General features: G+C 59.7%; 16 protein-coding genes. 1 reads left to right on the forward strand and 15 read right to left on the reverse strand.

The genetic code is table 11. The features are described from left to right. Positions 1-3: 3 nt before the first annotated feature. The 4 genes from FFV09_RS22255 to FFV09_RS22270 form a co-directional block, all read right to left on the reverse strand. Positions 4-870 carry an aldo/keto reductase gene (locus FFV09_RS22255; protein ID WP_141449884.1) on the reverse strand — a complete coding sequence of 289 codons (867 nt, stop codon included), beginning with the start codon at positions 868-870 and terminating at the stop codon, positions 4-6. 156 nt (positions 871-1,026) lie between these two features. Continuing rightward, a complete protein-coding gene (locus tag FFV09_RS22260; RefSeq protein ID WP_141449885.1) occupies positions 1,027-1,911 on the reverse strand; it encodes a Cof-type HAD-IIB family hydrolase in 885 nt (294 codons plus the stop codon). A gap of 189 nt (positions 1,912-2,100) precedes the next feature. After that, complete coding sequence (locus tag FFV09_RS22265; protein ID WP_141449886.1) at positions 2,101-3,276, reverse strand: epoxide hydrolase family protein; 1,176 nt, start codon at positions 3,274-3,276, stop codon at positions 2,101-2,103. 111 nt (positions 3,277-3,387) lie between these two features. After that, positions 3,388-3,801 (reverse strand): DUF3592 domain-containing protein, encoded by a 414-nt coding sequence (locus FFV09_RS22270; protein ID WP_141449887.1) that lies wholly within the window; start codon positions 3,799-3,801, stop codon positions 3,388-3,390. A gap of 175 nt (positions 3,802-3,976) precedes the next feature. Here FFV09_RS22270 and FFV09_RS22275 point away from each other — a divergent pair, with 175 nt between their 5' ends. Further along, positions 3,977-5,689, forward strand: a complete 1,713-nt coding sequence (locus tag FFV09_RS22275; RefSeq protein WP_141449888.1) for a methyl-accepting chemotaxis protein — start codon at positions 3,977-3,979, stop codon at positions 5,687-5,689. A 170-nt stretch (positions 5,690-5,859) separates the two neighbouring features. Here the strand turns inward: FFV09_RS22275 and FFV09_RS22280 are convergent, their stop codons facing one another. The 11 genes from FFV09_RS22280 to FFV09_RS22330 form a co-directional block, all read right to left on the reverse strand. After that, a complete protein-coding gene (locus FFV09_RS22280) occupies positions 5,860-6,231 on the reverse strand; it encodes a hypothetical protein (RefSeq protein ID WP_141449889.1) in 372 nt (123 codons plus the stop codon). A gap of 20 nt (positions 6,232-6,251) precedes the next feature. Beyond that, complete coding sequence (locus tag FFV09_RS22285; protein WP_141449890.1) at positions 6,252-6,650, reverse strand: hypothetical protein; 399 nt, start codon at positions 6,648-6,650, stop codon at positions 6,252-6,254. Between the two features lie 185 nt (positions 6,651-6,835). Further along, positions 6,836-7,789, reverse strand: coding sequence for an NAD(P)/FAD-dependent oxidoreductase (locus tag FFV09_RS22290; protein WP_141449891.1), 954 nt, complete (start codon positions 7,787-7,789; stop codon positions 6,836-6,838). 356 nt (positions 7,790-8,145) lie between these two features. Beyond that, positions 8,146-9,165, reverse strand: a complete 1,020-nt coding sequence (locus FFV09_RS22295; protein WP_246098416.1) for an ABC transporter substrate-binding protein — start codon at positions 9,163-9,165, stop codon at positions 8,146-8,148. Positions 9,166-9,296: 131 nt separating this feature from the next. Beyond that, complete coding sequence (locus FFV09_RS22300; RefSeq protein ID WP_141449892.1) at positions 9,297-9,542, reverse strand: DUF3953 domain-containing protein; 246 nt, start codon at positions 9,540-9,542, stop codon at positions 9,297-9,299. Positions 9,543-9,716: 174 nt separating this feature from the next. Next, on the reverse strand, positions 9,717-10,559 hold the full coding sequence (locus tag FFV09_RS22305; RefSeq protein ID WP_246098417.1) for a hypothetical protein: 843 nt from the start codon (positions 10,557-10,559) through the stop codon (positions 9,717-9,719). A 153-nt stretch (positions 10,560-10,712) separates the two neighbouring features. Then, a complete protein-coding gene (locus tag FFV09_RS22310; protein ID WP_141449893.1) occupies positions 10,713-11,642 on the reverse strand; it encodes a phosphotransferase family protein in 930 nt (309 codons plus the stop codon). Between the two features lie 236 nt (positions 11,643-11,878). After that, positions 11,879-12,520 (reverse strand): NUDIX hydrolase, encoded by a 642-nt coding sequence (locus tag FFV09_RS22315; protein ID WP_141449894.1) that lies wholly within the window; start codon positions 12,518-12,520, stop codon positions 11,879-11,881. A 69-nt stretch (positions 12,521-12,589) separates the two neighbouring features. Beyond that, entirely contained in the window at positions 12,590-12,880 is a 291-nt protein-coding gene (locus FFV09_RS22320) for an adhesin (RefSeq protein ID WP_141449895.1), read from the reverse strand. Beyond that, positions 12,877-14,322: a GNAT family N-acetyltransferase gene (locus FFV09_RS22325; protein WP_141449896.1), complete on the reverse strand. Its 1,446-nt coding sequence runs from the start codon at positions 14,320-14,322 to the stop codon at positions 12,877-12,879. Before FFV09_RS22325 ends, FFV09_RS22320 begins: the two co-directional genes overlap by 4 nt. 54 nt (positions 14,323-14,376) lie before the next feature. Beyond that, positions 14,377-15,366, reverse strand: a complete 990-nt coding sequence (locus FFV09_RS22330; protein ID WP_141449897.1) for a nucleoside hydrolase — start codon at positions 15,364-15,366, stop codon at positions 14,377-14,379. Between the last annotated feature and the right edge of the window lie 75 nt (positions 15,367-15,441).

Genomic DNA, 15,441 nt, shown 5'->3' on the forward strand with positions numbered 1-15,441 from the left:
GGCTTAAGCCAGATTGCTGAGCGTCTCGAAATCTTCGTCGCTCAGCTGCAGGCCGGCTGCCGCCATATTGTCTTCCAGATGGGCGACGGACGACGTGCCCGGAATCGGCAGGATCGCCGGCGACCGTCTGAGCAGCCAGGCGAGCGCGATTTGGGCCGGCTTGGCATTTAGGCGCTTGGACATTTCGTCCAGCGGTCCTCCGTCTCGGGCCAATTCGCCGGTCGCGAGCGGGAACCACGGAATGAAGGCGATTCCGCCGGATTCCGCTTCTTCCAGCACGTCTTCCGCTTTGCGGTTCGACAGATTGTACAGATTCTGCACCGATACGATATCGGTAATCTCGCGCGCTTCGCGCAGCTGTTCGACGCTGACTTCGCTCAGCCCGATATGCCGGATCTTGCCTTCCTTGCGCAGCAGCTCCAGTTCGCCGAGCTGGTCGGCCAGCGGCACTTTCGGATCGATCCGGTGCAGCTGGAACAGATCGATCCGCTCCAGACCGAGCAGTCTCAGGCTCATCTCCGCCTGCTGGCGCAAATATTCCGGACGTCCGACCGGACGCCAATCGTTCGGACCCGAGCGGGTCAGGCCGGCTTTGGTGGCAATGACCATATCGTCGCTGTACGGATGCAGCGCTTTGCGGATCAGCGGTTCGGCGACGGCCGGACCGTAAGAATCGGCGGTATCGATAAAGTTGACGCCGAACTCGGCGACGCGCTTGAGTACGCGGACCGCTTCGTCGGGGTCTTTCGGATCTCCCCAGACGCCGGGACCCGTCAGCTGCATCGTGCCGTAGCCCAGCCGGTTAACCGTCATATCGCCTCCGATCGTGAAAGTACCGGATTGAGCGGCGTTTACGTTCGTTGAAGTCATGGAATCGCTCCTCTCAGAATTAAAAGAAGCATCCGGCACGTACACCCGGATGCCGTTACCCTTTCTTCATTACCCGCCGCAAGCCGGCCGCAATCTAAAGCTGCGAGCCGGCCGGATCTATTCCGTCAACCTATTCCGTAATCCTATTCCATGATCCTACTCCGCGATCAGTCCGTATTTGAGGAAGCTGCGGTACAGCCCGTCTTCTTGAATCGTGCCCGTCACGTGGTCGGCGACCGCTTTCAGTTCGTCCCGCGCGTCGCCCATGGCGATGCCGACCGCGCAGTATTGCAGCATTTCCATGTCGTTCAGCCCGTCGCCGATCGCGATCGTGTCCGCGACCGAACGATTCAGGTGCACGAGCACGTCGGCGATCGCGACCGCTTTGTGTACGCCGGGTACGGCCAGTTCGCCGCTGTCTTTGCCGAAGATGGGCACGGTGCACTGCAGCACTTCGAATTTGCCTTCGAACTCGGCCTTGATGAGATCGAACGGCAGGTCGCTTTCGAGGAAACACACTTTGTTGACGTCGCTTTTGTACAGATCGGTCTCCCCGTACGTGAGCGCGCCGAGAAACGGATGCGGCGCGCGTTCGAACTGTTCCCGCGCGCCGGGGTCGTTGGCGACGTCGCCGTGGATCAGCGCGATCAAGCGGTCCTGCAGATTGCGGCTGGCGTACAGCCCGGCATTGGATTCCAGATAGAAATGGATCCCGTGCCGTTCGAAAAAGTCTACCATATGCCGCACGTCCGCTTCCGATACCTGTTTGTGGTACAGCGTCTCGCCGCCGCATTCGACGTAGCCGCCGCCCGCACCGATCAAGCCGTCGAAGCCGATCTCCCAGATGACGTCGTAGATCTCGGGCTTGGAACGTCCGGTGCACAGGTAGAGCCGGTGTCCGTTCGCGCGCGCCTGCCGGCAGGCCGCAATCGCGGAAGGAGGAACGGTTCCGTAGTCGTCGACGAGCGTTCCGTCAATATCGATAAACACCAATTTGGACGAAGCTTCCGCGGTATCTCTTGGATCGGTTGAATAAGTCATGATGGATACGCCTCCCGGTTAGAAAATAGGACTGAAAAAAGAATCGGCGCTTGGCCGACACTCCCTGCTTCCTACCGTACAGGCTGGAACGCGTTTCACGTCAAGCTTTTCCCAACAGTCGGATCATTCTCTCCACGATCTGATTATTCTCTCGACGCTCGGATCATTCGCCTGCGGGAGCGGAAAACGTCAGGTACGGATTTTGCGGAAAAACTCGATGATGTCGCCGCTCAGCAGCTCCGGTTGTTCCAACGCCGCAAAGTGGCCGCCGCGGTCGAACTCGGTCCAATGCCGGACGTTATATTTCTCTTCCGCCAGAGCGCGAATCGGATACGATACGTCTTTGGGGAACACGGCGACGCCGAGCGGAGGCGCATCCTCCGAAGACAGTCCTTCCGGCAGCGGCGGCTGCTGCGCATGCATGGTCTCGTAATACAGGCGGGCGGAAGAACCGGCGGTCGCCGTCAGCCAATAGATGGTGACGTTGGTCAGCAGACGGTCGCGGTCGATCGCTTCTTCGGGCAGCCCGGTCTTGTCTGTCCATTCGTAAAATTTCTCGATGATCCACGCCAACTGTCCGGACGGCGAATCGGTCAGCGCGTAAGACAGCGTCTGCGGACGGGTTCCCTGCTGTACGGAGTAACCCGACTGCTCTTTGGCATAATGTTTCATTTTGTCGAGCTGCTCGCGGTCCCGGGGCTTGAGCTTGGCCAGCTGCTTCGGATTTTCCGGCGGCGGGGTCATCAGCATATTGACATGGACGCCGACCACGCCGACCGGGTCCCGGGCGCCGATTTCCAGCGAGATCACAGAGCCCCAGTCTCCGCCCTGCGTGCCGTACCGTTCGTAGCCGAGCCGCTTCATGAGGGTGACGAACATACCGGCGATCACTTTATGATCCAGGCCCGCCTGCGAAGTCGGACCGGAGAATCCGTAGCCCGGCAGCGAAGGAATGACCAGATGGAACGCGTCCGAAGACGGCCTGCCGTATTCCTGCGGGCGGGTGAGCGGACCGATCAGGTCCAGAAATTCGACGATCGAACCGGGCCAGCCATGAAGAAGCAGCAGCGGCAGCGCATCCGGTTCGGGCGAGCGGATATGCAGGAAATGGACGTTCTCCCCGCCGATCTGCGTCATGAACTGCGGGTAGGCGTTCAGCTCGGCCTCATGTGTGCGCCAATCGTAGCCGCTGCGCCAGTAATCGGCCAGCTCGCGCATATAGCTCAGCGGCACGCCGTAATTCCAGCCGCCGCCCGGCGCTTCTTCCGGCCACCGGGTATGGGACAGCCGCTGCTTCAGATCATCAAGATCGCTTTGCGGAATATCGATCCGATACGGTTGAACGATCGGTTGTTCGTTTGGCATGAAGATTCCTCCCGTTGTGTCGGATTTGGACGTTCTTTTCTTTTTACCCCGTCTTTTTACCCCGAATCCCTGCTTTTTCGTCACGCAAAAAAAGGCGCCGAAGCGGCACCTTCACAGCAGAAGCGCGAATCCGACGGCCAGAAAAACGACGCCGAGCACGATCGGACCGGTCTGCTTGCGCAGCGCGTCGGTTCCGCCCAAAATTTCGAACGCCGCGGTATGGTCAGGCCGGTAATGGACGTCGACCTTCGCGCCGATCGGCGGCTGCGGCGACGGATTTCCGACCTGCGACACCTGTTCGATCGGACCGGCGCCGGCATCGAACCGGACGACCGGATAATATTTGATGCCGGTACTGCTTCGTTCGAATCCGGTATCCGCCAATTCTTCGTAACGGACGATCTGTCCCGGCACGGTATGTTCGCTTTGCGCAAGTTTGCGCTGCCGGGCGCCGGAATACAACCCGAATGCGATAAAAGCTGCGCCTAGGATCCAAAAAATGATTTCGCTGCCTGCTCCGTTCAAACGATTCCCTCCCCCGGTGTTCGGCGTTTATGGCGTTTATTCGGTAACTTACCTCCGAAAACGCGTTTCCAATCATTTCTTTTTTTCATCCGGACCCAAAAAGCCTTAACCGTTTTCGAATCTGGCCGATATATACGAAGAGAACTTGGAATATACCGTTATGAGGAGGATTACGTTGAAATTGTTCAAAAACTTTTCCGTGGCCAAAAAACTGATCATGCTGATCGCGATCAGCGCGATCGCGCTCGGCGCAGTCGGGTTTACCGGCTTGAATTACATCCGGCAGCTGTCCAAAGATTCGCAGATCATGTACAGCGACAATCTGATTCCGCTTGGCAAAGTCATGCAGGCCCGGATCAACGCGCGTGCAAGCGACGCCTATACGCTTGAACTGCTGACCGCAACCGATACCGCGCGCGTGCAGGAGCTTCGGGAAGAGATTACGTCGGCCTGGGAAGAGATCGACGCGATCGCCGACGAACTGGACGGAGGTCCGCTGACTTCGGAGCAGCAGCAAATTCTCGATCAATACCGGGGGCAGGCCGTGCAGCTTCAAAGCGATCGTGCCAAGGTGCTTGACCTGATCGCAGCCGGCCAATCCGGCGAAGCTTACAGCCTGTACACTTCGACGGTCGAGCCCAGCCGCAAAGCGGTCAACGATTCGCTCAAAGCGCTGCAGGCTTCGAACATCGAAACGGCCGGCGCCATCAACGAGAAAAGCCAGTCCAACCTGGACGACATCACGATTCTTGTCATCGGCCTGATCGTGCTCGCGCTCGCCTTGCTCGTCGGGATCGGCACGCTGATTGCCCGTTCGATCGTACGTCCGGTCAAGGAATTGGTTCGCCTGCTCGCCCAGGCGGAGAACGGCGACTTCACGGTCAAAGGCACGTACGTCTCTACAGACGAGATCGGCGAACTGTCGGCTTCGTTCAACCAGATGACGGGCAAGCTCCAGACGGTGTTCGGCTCCGTGCAGGAATCGGCTTACATCGTCGCTTCTTCGTCGGAAGAGCTGAGCGCGAGCGCCGAGCAGAACAGCCGGGCCAGCGAGCATATCACGCAGGTCGTGCAGGAACTGGCGACAGGTGCGGATCATCAATCCAGCAAAGTCGAATATAGTTCCAGAGCCATCACCGACATTACGGAGCATACACGCAATATCGCGGCTTATACCGCGGATATGCGCCGAGACGTGCTGCACGCATCCGAAGCGTCTTCCGAAGGCAGCCGTTCGATCGGCGAAGCCGGCCGGCAGATGAACGCGATCTCGGCCAACGTCGGCAGCCTGTCCGAAGCGGTGCAAAGCCTGGGCCGCCGGTCGGGCGAGATCGAGCAGATTACGCGCGTCATCTCGGAAATTTCCGGACAGACCAATCTGCTGGCGTTGAACGCGGCGATCGAAGCGGCCCGCGCCGGCGAACACGGCCGGGGCTTCGCGGTCGTCGCCGACGAAGTGCGCAAGCTTGCCGAACAGTCGAACAATTCCACGAAGCAGATCGCCGCGCTGATCGACCTGATCCGTCAGGATACGGACACGACGATCCGCACGATGGAGAGCACGGCCGGGGAAGTACAATCCGGTCTTGAGATCGTCGGCGAAGCCGGTCGTTCGTTCGACAAAATCGAACGCGCCGTCGGCGAAGCGGTCGCCCAGATCGGCAAAGTGACCGAGACGCTCGAACGCCTGTCCGGCGGAACGGGCCAGGTGAACGATGCCATCGTCGACGTGCAGGGCATCGCCCGCGAATCGGCCATGAATACGCAGAACATCTCGGCTGCCACCGAGCAGCAGCTCGCTTCGATGGAAGAAATCTCGTCTTCTTCGCAGGCGCTCGCCGTGCTGGCCGACGATTTGCAGACGATCATCAAGCAGTTCAAGATTTGATTGCGATTGGATAAATGTCAAACACAAAAAGGAAGCGCCGACGCCGGCGCTTCCTTTTTTAATGTCTTTTTTTATGCCTTTTTTAATCCTTTTGTTAATGCCTTTTTCGCAGCCCTGCGCAATTCCCGATCATGCCCGGCCATGCGGTTCGTGCCCCGTTTCCCGTTCGGCTAAGCCTCGACCCGGTTGATCCGCAGAACCAACCGGCTGCGGCGTCCGAGCGTCAACTCGACCGGCTGTCCCAGCGGGAAGTTTTCCGGTTGTTGGGAAGCATCGATGACGCAGCTTTTGTGGCTGCCGTTAGGCAGCGTGACCCAGACTTGGTTGCGGTGCCGGCTCTTGACGGCTCCGCGGATTTTGGAAAAGTCTTTGATCGCGAGATCCAGCGCGGCTACGGATACGAGGTATAACCCGATCAGTCCGGCCAGCCCGAAAAAGACGAGCAGCGCCGTATTGCCGTCTGCCCCCAGATTGCTCCACACCTGCCAGATTCCGATAAGCAGCATGAACGAAGCGGTGAAAAGCGTTGTTTTGATCTGCACTCGGGTACGTCCTCTCCTTTTTAGGCGAAAATATCTGTCATATCCCGCTTGGTGAAAATCGGCGGAATATCGGATGCGGCCGCGAAAGCGAGAAACAACGCTTCCGCCCCCGCCGCGTCGAACGTCTCGCTGACCTGCCGCTCCCGCTTGGTGCGCAGGCGCAGCGGTCCGGTCTTCTCGACGTGCTCGACGACGTGGCCGATCGCGTAATGCCGAAACCCGTCGCCGGCCGCCCGCCGCATCTCGACGATCATCCGGTCCGCAGAACCGGCGCACTGGATGTACAGATGGTCGCTGACGGACAGGACGCAGAACGTGCGGTCGGCATCGTTCATCAGCCGCAGCTTTTGCCCGATCGACTCCGGCTGCACGTCCTGTTCGAGCACTTCACCCCGGTTTTCTTCATAGCGAAAATCCATGTCTCCATCCTCCCGTTCTTCGCCGGGGCGCACAGCCCGTATTTCGACCGTCCGATTGCCCGGCGTATGTAACCGAAGCCCCTAATAGACGACGAAACGCGAAGTTTCGTCGTCTAGGTTTATTTTATACGCAGCAGGCGCGGGGAACAAGGCGGAAGTCCGGCGAACGGAATATCGCTAGGCGATCAACGGTTCGGCACCGCGCTGCGGGATTCCCAGTCGGCTTCCAGCAGATCGGAGTTGATCATTACGGCCGCCATCGAACCTGCGGCCACGGCGGCGGCAACCTGGTATTTCTGCGAAGCGCCGTCGCCCGCTCCGAATACGCCGCTGACGTCCGAGCGTCCGAATTCGTCGACCGCCATCGCGCCGGATTCGGTCACGGCGCAGCCGAGCACAGCCGGCAGCTCCGAACCGGGAGCGAGCTTCGGCGCGAAGAAGATCGCCGTGCGCGCAACTTCCGTTCCGTCTTCCAACACGATCGCCCGCGTCTGCCCGGATTCCGACGAGATGCGGACAATCGGGGATTCGTAGACCGGCACGCCTTTGCCGCGCAGCAGTTCCTTGTCCCCGTCGGACAAAGCTTCTCCTTCTCCGTGGACAAACAGCGCGATATCGTCGGTCCAGCCGGACACGACACGGGTCAAATGCATCGCATGGGCGCTGCTCGCGATAATCGCGATCGGACGGTCCCGCATTTCCCAGCCGTCGCAGTAAGGACAGACAAAAGCGCTTTTGCCGTAGACATCCTGCAGCCCTTCGAGCTCGATCGGCAGGTCCTGCATGCCGACGGCGAACAGAAGCTTGCGTGCCCGGTAAGTCCGGCCGCTGCCGGTCGTGACTTCGAACCGGCCGTCGACACCTTCCGCGCGCACGGCCCGATCCTGTACGAACGCGACACTCGGATAGGCCGCGATCTGCTCGCGGGCCGCTCTGCGCAGTTCGGCAGGTTCCACCCCGTCCTGGGTCAGGAAGCCGTGGGAATGGCCGGTCACCCGGTTGCGGGGCAGCGCTTCGTCGATGACGATCACGTCCCGACGGGCCCGTCCCAGCACCAGCGCCGCGCTCATGCCTGCCGGGCCTCCTCCAATAATTATTACGTCAGCGGATACGGACAGATCGATCGATGGTTTGGTCATTTTTATCATGCTCCTTTTAAGTCTATAAAAGACTATTAATATCTCTGATCTTGCGAAAAAAAGGGATTGCGAGCGTCTGGCGGTCAAGCTGCTGTAGGACATGTACAGGGTAGTTCTAATCAAGGACTACATGTATCTATGATATTCGTAATCGTTTCGATTTGTCAACCTAATCTTTTCCCGGATCGGTGTTGATTATTTTTCCGGGATGTGCGATTGCTTTTTTCTCGTTTTTTTGGGTTTATTGTTGTGAATTTTTCATATAATGAAATTTGATTTATTTAGGTATTCCTCCTCTATCTTTTGTCGGCAAAAAAAACACTCCCCCGCATGGAGAGAGTGTTTGAAATCGATTTTTATTTGACCGACAGCAGGCTGTCCGTCAAAAATTTCAGTTGGCCTTCCAGCGTCACGGGATCGTTGTACGTGTCGGACGTCGGGTCCAGTTGGAATACGTGTCCGGCTTTGACGGCAGGCAGGTTTTTCCACAGGCTGTTGCCGTAGACCACTTCCGGGTCCCCGTCGTCGCCCGACCACGGGCTGGTGAAGATGATGTCCCCCGCATACTCCGGCAGGACTTCAAGCGAGATCGATGCCGTGCCTTTGCCGCTGTCGATCGCTTCGGCCTGCGCTTTGGTCGGAGCTTTCAAGCCGAATTCGCCGTACAGAATCTCTCCTCCGCGTCCGTAATTGTGTCCGAACACGTACACGCCTTTGGCATACGGATTCAAAATGGACACGGTGCGGTCGCCGACGGCTGCCAGTACCTGCGGTTTCACTTCGGCGATTTTGGCTTCCCACTTTTTCACCCAGTCTTGAGCGGCTTCTTCCCGATTGGTCAGCTTGCCGATCTCAAGCATCAGATCTTTGTAGTTGTGTTTGCCGTATTCGAGCTGTACGACCGGCGCGATCGTCGACAGCTGATCGATACCGTCCGTTCCTTTGTACACGACGATCAAATCCGGCTTCAGGTTCAGGATCGGTTCCGCCGTCGGCAGTTCGCCGAGGTCGGTCGTGCCTTCCGCTTTGAGCTGCTCGTTGATGTACTTGTTGTTCATCGCGCCCGACAGCGCGCCCACGACCGGAGCATCAAGTGCGACGAAATAGCCGGTTGTAAAAGAAGTCAGGTCGATGATGCGCTGCGGATCGGCGGGAACTTCCACGTCGCCCACGTCCGATTTGTACGTGACGGTCTCCGCGCTGCCTGCCGCGGTCTCTTCCGCGGGCTTCGCCGCCTCGTCTGTAGACGCCTGCTTATCCGCAGCCGTCGCGGTGCTTGCGGCCGGCTCGGTGCTCGCCGCCTGTTGTCCGCACGCGCTCAGCAGCAGCAGCGCGGACAGAATCAGCAGCAGCATAAAATTGGATCTTCTCAGCAAAATAAACCCACCCTTTTTTTTTGATAGTGATAATCATTATCAAAAATAGCATGCTCCGCTCCTTTTGACAAGCAAATGTTGCAAAATGGAGCGGACATTTAGGGCGAAAGCTTTTTTTAGCCCACGCGCTGTCAAAAAATCAACGTGCAGAGCCCGACAATCAGCGCGAACAGCCCGGTCAGCATCGACAAAGCGAAATACCCCCGCCGGTTTTTGCCGCGTTCGTCAAAAGCCATCGCGATCGCCATCAGTCCCAAAAAAACGAACATGACCGGCGTAGCCGAAAAGTTTTGCGTAATCAGCCCGAATAAAGCCACGATGATCGTAAGGGCGGCGCAGAACAGTTTTAACGCAAACCAAGTTTTTTTACGCGTCATTGCGTGTGTCTCCCTTCGTCGTGAAATGCGTTCTCCGCTATAGACGCGCGAAACGCCGTAAACGTTTGGGCCGCGTATAAAAATCCGGAAAACTCCCCCTCCTGCCGAAGCCGTCAGCGCGGCGCACACCAAAACGACCCTGCCGCGGGAAGCCGAGGGTCGTCGGGACTTGCCTTATCTGACTTCTTCGCGTTCCGCGCCGCCGCCGCTCTCCCGGGTGCGCCGCATACGGCGTTCGGCTTTGCTCTCGGTCTCGGCTTCCCGCATCCCGTCCCGGGCGAAGATCAGCTCAAGCTCCAGCAGCCGGTCGGACAGCCGCAGCGGAATCGCTTCGCGCAGCTCGTCCCAGGGCATGAACTGTTCCGGCAGCAGCCGGACTTCGCCGTATTCCAGCGCCGGCGTGAACGCGAACGAACGCAGATACCGGCGCACCCTCGCGTCGATCTCGTCCGCTTCGACCCCGGCCGGCAGCAGGCAGGCGGGCTCCCCGCCCGCGCCGCCCGCGTACAGCCCGTCCGCTCCCGCCCGGGCGCCGGCAGCCAGATACAGATCCGGCAGCAGCTCGAACAACTCCGGCATCGGCGACAGCGCATGCTTGCCCGGCTGCGCGAACAGCCGCACATGCGTGCCGTCGCTGAGATTGCTGCGGTTTTTCAATAATCCTTTTAAAAGACGGCCGTGAAAAGTAACTTCGCAATCGAGCACTTCGCCATTCGGACCCAAATAGATCCATACATGCTCCAATTGATGCAAATGGCCGATCTCGTAATCCCACCAAATCGCGTATTCCAAAATACGGTCCGTGCGCGGATCGGCTTCCGCGAACGATCGCGGGAACGAAGCCGATATTCCGTCCGGTTCCAGGCGCGTAAATCCGACCAGATTGGGCAGAAAAGGCTCGCGCAGATCGAACATCAAATAAGGCGCGTAGCGCTCGCACAGCGTCCGGTCTGCTGCCCGGTCCGCCGCTTCTCCGTCTTCCGGTCTTGGCCCTTCATGCGCCGCCGGCTCGTTCATCTTCTCAACTCCTTAACATTTCACTGCATCCAAACGGCATTTTTCGGTCCGAATGCGGATTCATTTTTCCGATATCTCTATTTTGCGGGAAAAATGTTCGGTGAATGTTAAGGCGGGTTGCCAAAAGCGTTAACTTTGTAACCGAGCTGTCGATCAAACGCCGCTCGCGGCGGCCGTCTCCCGTTCGTACGCTTCCAAGCCGTATTGCAGCGATTCCGCGTCGTCCGTATCAAGGCCGTGCAGCGCTTCGCGCAGCGGCATGAGACCGGCATGGAACACCGCCCGCTTCGCCAGCGCCTCGCCGCCGGGATAACGCTCCGCGCATCGGGCGAAAAAGGAAGGTCCGTAAGCGAACAGCACGTCGGCCAGATCGAGCGCCGGATCATCGATCCGGGCCGATCCGAAACCGACGACGCCCGCTACCGCTTCTTCCTGCGCGTCCCACAGCAGATGGGCGGGTCCGAACGCGCCGTGAATCCAGCAGCGGCTTGGCGCCGTCTCCGCGTACCCGGAGCGAAACGCCGCGTACTCCCGTTCGAACCGCTGCCGCGATCGCAGGCTCAACCGCTCGAACAGTTCGCCCAAGATGCGCCCGTGCAGTTTGTCCGCTGGCAGCGTGCGCAGGTCTTCTTGCTCCGCCACTTCGTCTTCGTCGTCCTCAAGTCGACGTTCATGCCCGGCCGGCAGGTCCAGCGTATGCAGCGCATACAAAAACGCCGCGATGACTTCCGCCGCCTGTTCGATAACGTCCGGCTCCTCCAGGCTGCCGAGCGTCTCGGGCCACAGCGGTTCGCCGTCGATCCGTGCATAGCCCATAAAAGCCGCTCCCGGTTCAAGCCGCTCGAACGAACAGCGCTCCGGGCGCGGAACCGGCAGGGAGGCGGCGCGGGCGACGGCGGGCAGCAGCACCTCTGTCTCCCACCGCATCGCCTCCGCTGTCGTCGGAGTTATGGCAAAACGGAAAATCAGGCGGTAATTGACCGTAAACACGATATGACGCTGCGCGGCATGTTCGGTCTGCACGTCCACGATCGGCATCTCGGGATAACAGTCCTGAATGCGGCGCGCAAAAGGATGGGTCATGGGCAAAGTCCTCTTTTCAAATGGAATAAGATCAGGTCGGTCCGCGTCGTTTCATCATACCAAAAAAAGATTCGAAATGATTATTTACCTATCGTTCTCAAAATGACAGCTCTTTCCCCTGTCCCCGGCACGATCTCCCTTGGGTCCGGTCTACTGCCGCCTCACCCGGGATCGATATACTCGCCGCGCCAAAAACCGCCGAAGCCTAAGCTCCGGCGGTTTTTGGCGTGCTCGTCCTAACTTTCCGAACCGTCCAAACCCTCAAGCGCGCCGAACACCAATCCGTAATATTCGGGCGTATTGTCGGTGAAATCGTCCAGCGTCACCGAACGCTCCTCGAATACCGGGCGAAGCTGATCGTCGTAGGTCAACCCTTTGGCCGACAGCGTCGTCCGTCTCCCTTCGATCAGCTCGCGGAACGCCTCCGCTTCGACCCGGAACAGTCCGGATATTTCGCTATGTTGTACCCGGTACGCTTCAAGCGGCAGGTCGCAGCGATGCAGATGCACATGCGTGAACTCGCGGTCCATATAATGTTCGGAGATGCGGTATTCGTCCCGGTGCAGCCCGCAGTAGACCAGCTGCTCGTAACGGGCGTTCAAGCCGAGTTCTTCTTCCAGCTCGCGCAGGCCGTCTTCCGGCGTCTCGCCTGCCAGCAGATGCCCCGCGCTCGACGTATCGAGCTTGTCCGGGAACGATTCCTTGTCCGGATGGCGCAGTTGGAACAGCAGCTGCCAGCCGGCCGCCGCCGAACCCGACACGATCCAGCAGTGAAACACCTGATGCCAGAGTCCCCGTTCGTGCACTTCGCTGCGGGCTGCCGTTCCGATAAGCTCGCGGCGTTCGTTGAAAATGTCCAAAATTTCCGTGACGGCCATGTTCCGGTATGCCCCTTTCGATTCGGACCCGGAAGCTGCCGGGTCCGTGTAGTGCCCGCTGCCGGGCCGTTACAACGCGCAGCGGTCGTCGCTGCGCATGACGAGGCCCGTGCCCCGCCCATCGACGAGCAGGTCGAGCGTGACCGTATCGACGAAGCTGACCGCATGCGGCTCATAGGCCACTTCGAGGCCGTTGACGGTGAGCATGCGGTCGTTTTGCTCCGCATGGCCCAGCTTGACCAGAAAGCCCGGTCCGCAGCAGCTGCAGCTTCGGCCGCTCGACAGAACGCGCAGCGTCGGAATGCCTGTTTTTAGCATTTCGCGCTCGATAAAAATTTTGGCGTCGTCGGTAATGTTCACGGATGGATCGCCTCCCCGCCGCCGAATTCTTTTTCCTCTTCCGCCATGTCTTTCGGATTCAGGATCGCCAGCAGCACGTGATCGCGCCAGCGTCCGTCGATCTGCACGTTGCGGCGCGACAAGCCTTCGCGCAGGAAGCCCGCTTTTTCCAGCACGCGCAGCGAAGGTTCGTTATGGGGCATGACGCCCGCCTCGATCCGGTGCAGCACGAGCACTTCGAACGCATGCCGCACGACGTAGCGAACCGCTTCCGTCATGTAGCCTTTGCCGTTATGCGCCCGGTCGAGAAAATAGCCGAGCCAGGCGCTTTGCAGGCTGCCCCGGCTGACGCCGGTCAAATCGACGAGGCCGATCGGCTCGTCGAAGCCGCGTTCGCGCACGACGAACAGATACCGCTCGTCGGCCGCCGCCGCGTCGACGGCCCGCCGGACCCGCGCCTCCTGTTCGTCCCGCGTATAGAACGATTCTTCGCGCGTGCCGGTGAACATCCGAAAAAAGTCGCGGTTGCCGAGTTCGAGCGCCAGCAGGCCGTCGACGTCGCCGACCTGCACCGGCTCGATCCGCAGACGCTCCGTGCCGTCGCTATACAAGCCGAGCGCGCCCGGACCGTCTTCCCGGGACGGACGCTCCACGTGCTGAACGACAGGCGCGGCAGCCGAATCGGGCTCTGCGGGCGCTTCGGCCGGCCGGGCAGAGCCTACAGCTTCGGCTGCAAACGAGCGAACCGTCGTCCGCCGTTCCCCTTGCATGGCTGCGGACGGTTCCTCTTCTTCAAGCGGAGCGCGTCCCGAAGACGTATGTTCCAAAAACCACCGGTACAGCCCGTCGTTCGCGTATACTTTTCGCCAACAGTCGTGGGCCAGGCCCGGATACAGCGTGAGCTCGACTTCGGCGCCTTCGCTTCTCATCGCTTCGGCGATCTTCTCCGACTCCGCCGGCCGGATCACCTGGTCTTCCATACCGTGAAAGATCCACGTCGGCATCCCTCCAAGCTTGCGGGCAAAAGCGGGATCGCCGCCTCCGGATACCGGCGCAATCGCGGCGAAACGTTCGCGGTTATGGGCGGCCAGCTGCCAGACGCCGTAAGCGCCCATACTGAACCCGGTCAGATAGACGCGATCCCGGTCGATATCGAGATTGTCCGTCACTTCGCCCAGGATCGCCATCACTTCGTCTTCGCGCATATTCCAGAACACGCCGATCGGGCATTGGGGCGCGACGACGACGAACGGAAAATCGGGTTCGCTCTCCAGTCTCGCGGGCAGCCCTTCCTTGCGGATCTGATCCAGCTGCATGCCGCTTCCTCCCGCGCCGTGCAAATACAAAATCAGCGGCCATTTTTTCGAAGATTCCGCTTCATAGCCCGCAGGCACGTAGAGCAGATAGTCCATACAGATGCTTTTGACGATTTGGGTATCGATTCGGAGCTGTTGGCTGTTCATGCTTGTTCTCCCCTTCCGGTCGAGTCTGCGTGCCCTCTATCTCTTTGTTTACCCTTAACGGATCACGCGCAGCACATCCAGCAGCAGCGCTTTGAACAGTGGGCGATCGATGCCTTGACATACGCGCACGTTCGCCGGGCGTCCGAGGCGGCCGTTGACGTCGACCACGCTGTAGCCGCGCGTCCATTCGCCCTTCGTCTCCACGTCGACGAAATAGTCGCCGCTGCGGGTCATGATTCCCTCGTCGGCGGCCACCGCCATGAGCAGCGTATCGGGATGCGTCGTGCCGTTCAGGCGATGCACCGTTTTGTTGAACGACATGACCACTTGATTGACCGCCGCGAAAAAGGCCGCGCCCGACGTGCCGAGCGCCGCGATCTCCGCATGATCGTCGTCGTCCATGAGCGAAAAGTCCGTGCACATCTCCCAGCCGACCATCGTCGCGGGAATGCCGGAGTTCAGCACGAGGCTGGCCGCTTCCGGATCGGTATAGAAATTGTATTCCGCCGCCGGCGTAATGTTGCCCAGCGCGTTGTTCGTGCCGCCCATGACGTACAAATGCGCGATTTTCGGGACGATCGTCGGATCTTTCTGGATCGCCATCGCGATATTGGTCAGCGGCGCGATCGCGAGCAGCGTCATTTCGCCCGGATGCCGGTGCACCGTCTCGATCAGGAAATCGACCGCATGTCCTTCCGCGGGCCGCTGGACGGCCGGCGGAAAGTTCGCGCCGCCCATGCCGTCGCTGCCGTGCACGTCTTCGACGGTGAGGTGCGTCGGCGAATTCCACGGGGCCAGCAGCGGCCGCTCGCAGCCTTTGTACACCGGAATACGGCTGTCCGCCCCGCCTTGGCCGGCGACCTGGATCGTGTACAGCGCATTTTCGACTTCCTGATCAAACCGGACGTTGCCGCCCGTAATGAGAACGCCCAGCACGTCGAAATGATGCAGGGCGGTCAGGATCGCGATCGTGTCGTCTCCCGCCGTATCCGTATCGATGATCACTTTGCGCCGCTTGACGGCGGCTTCTTCTTGGATGTTCATGCTTGTATCAGCCTCTCTTTCGCGTTCGCGGCCTTAGGCCGGCTTCCTCTTCAAGTATAGAAGCCAACGCTGCCC

The organism is Saccharibacillus brassicae (assembly GCF_006542275.1).
Lineage (GTDB): Bacteria > Bacillota > Bacilli > Paenibacillales > Paenibacillaceae > Saccharibacillus > Saccharibacillus brassicae.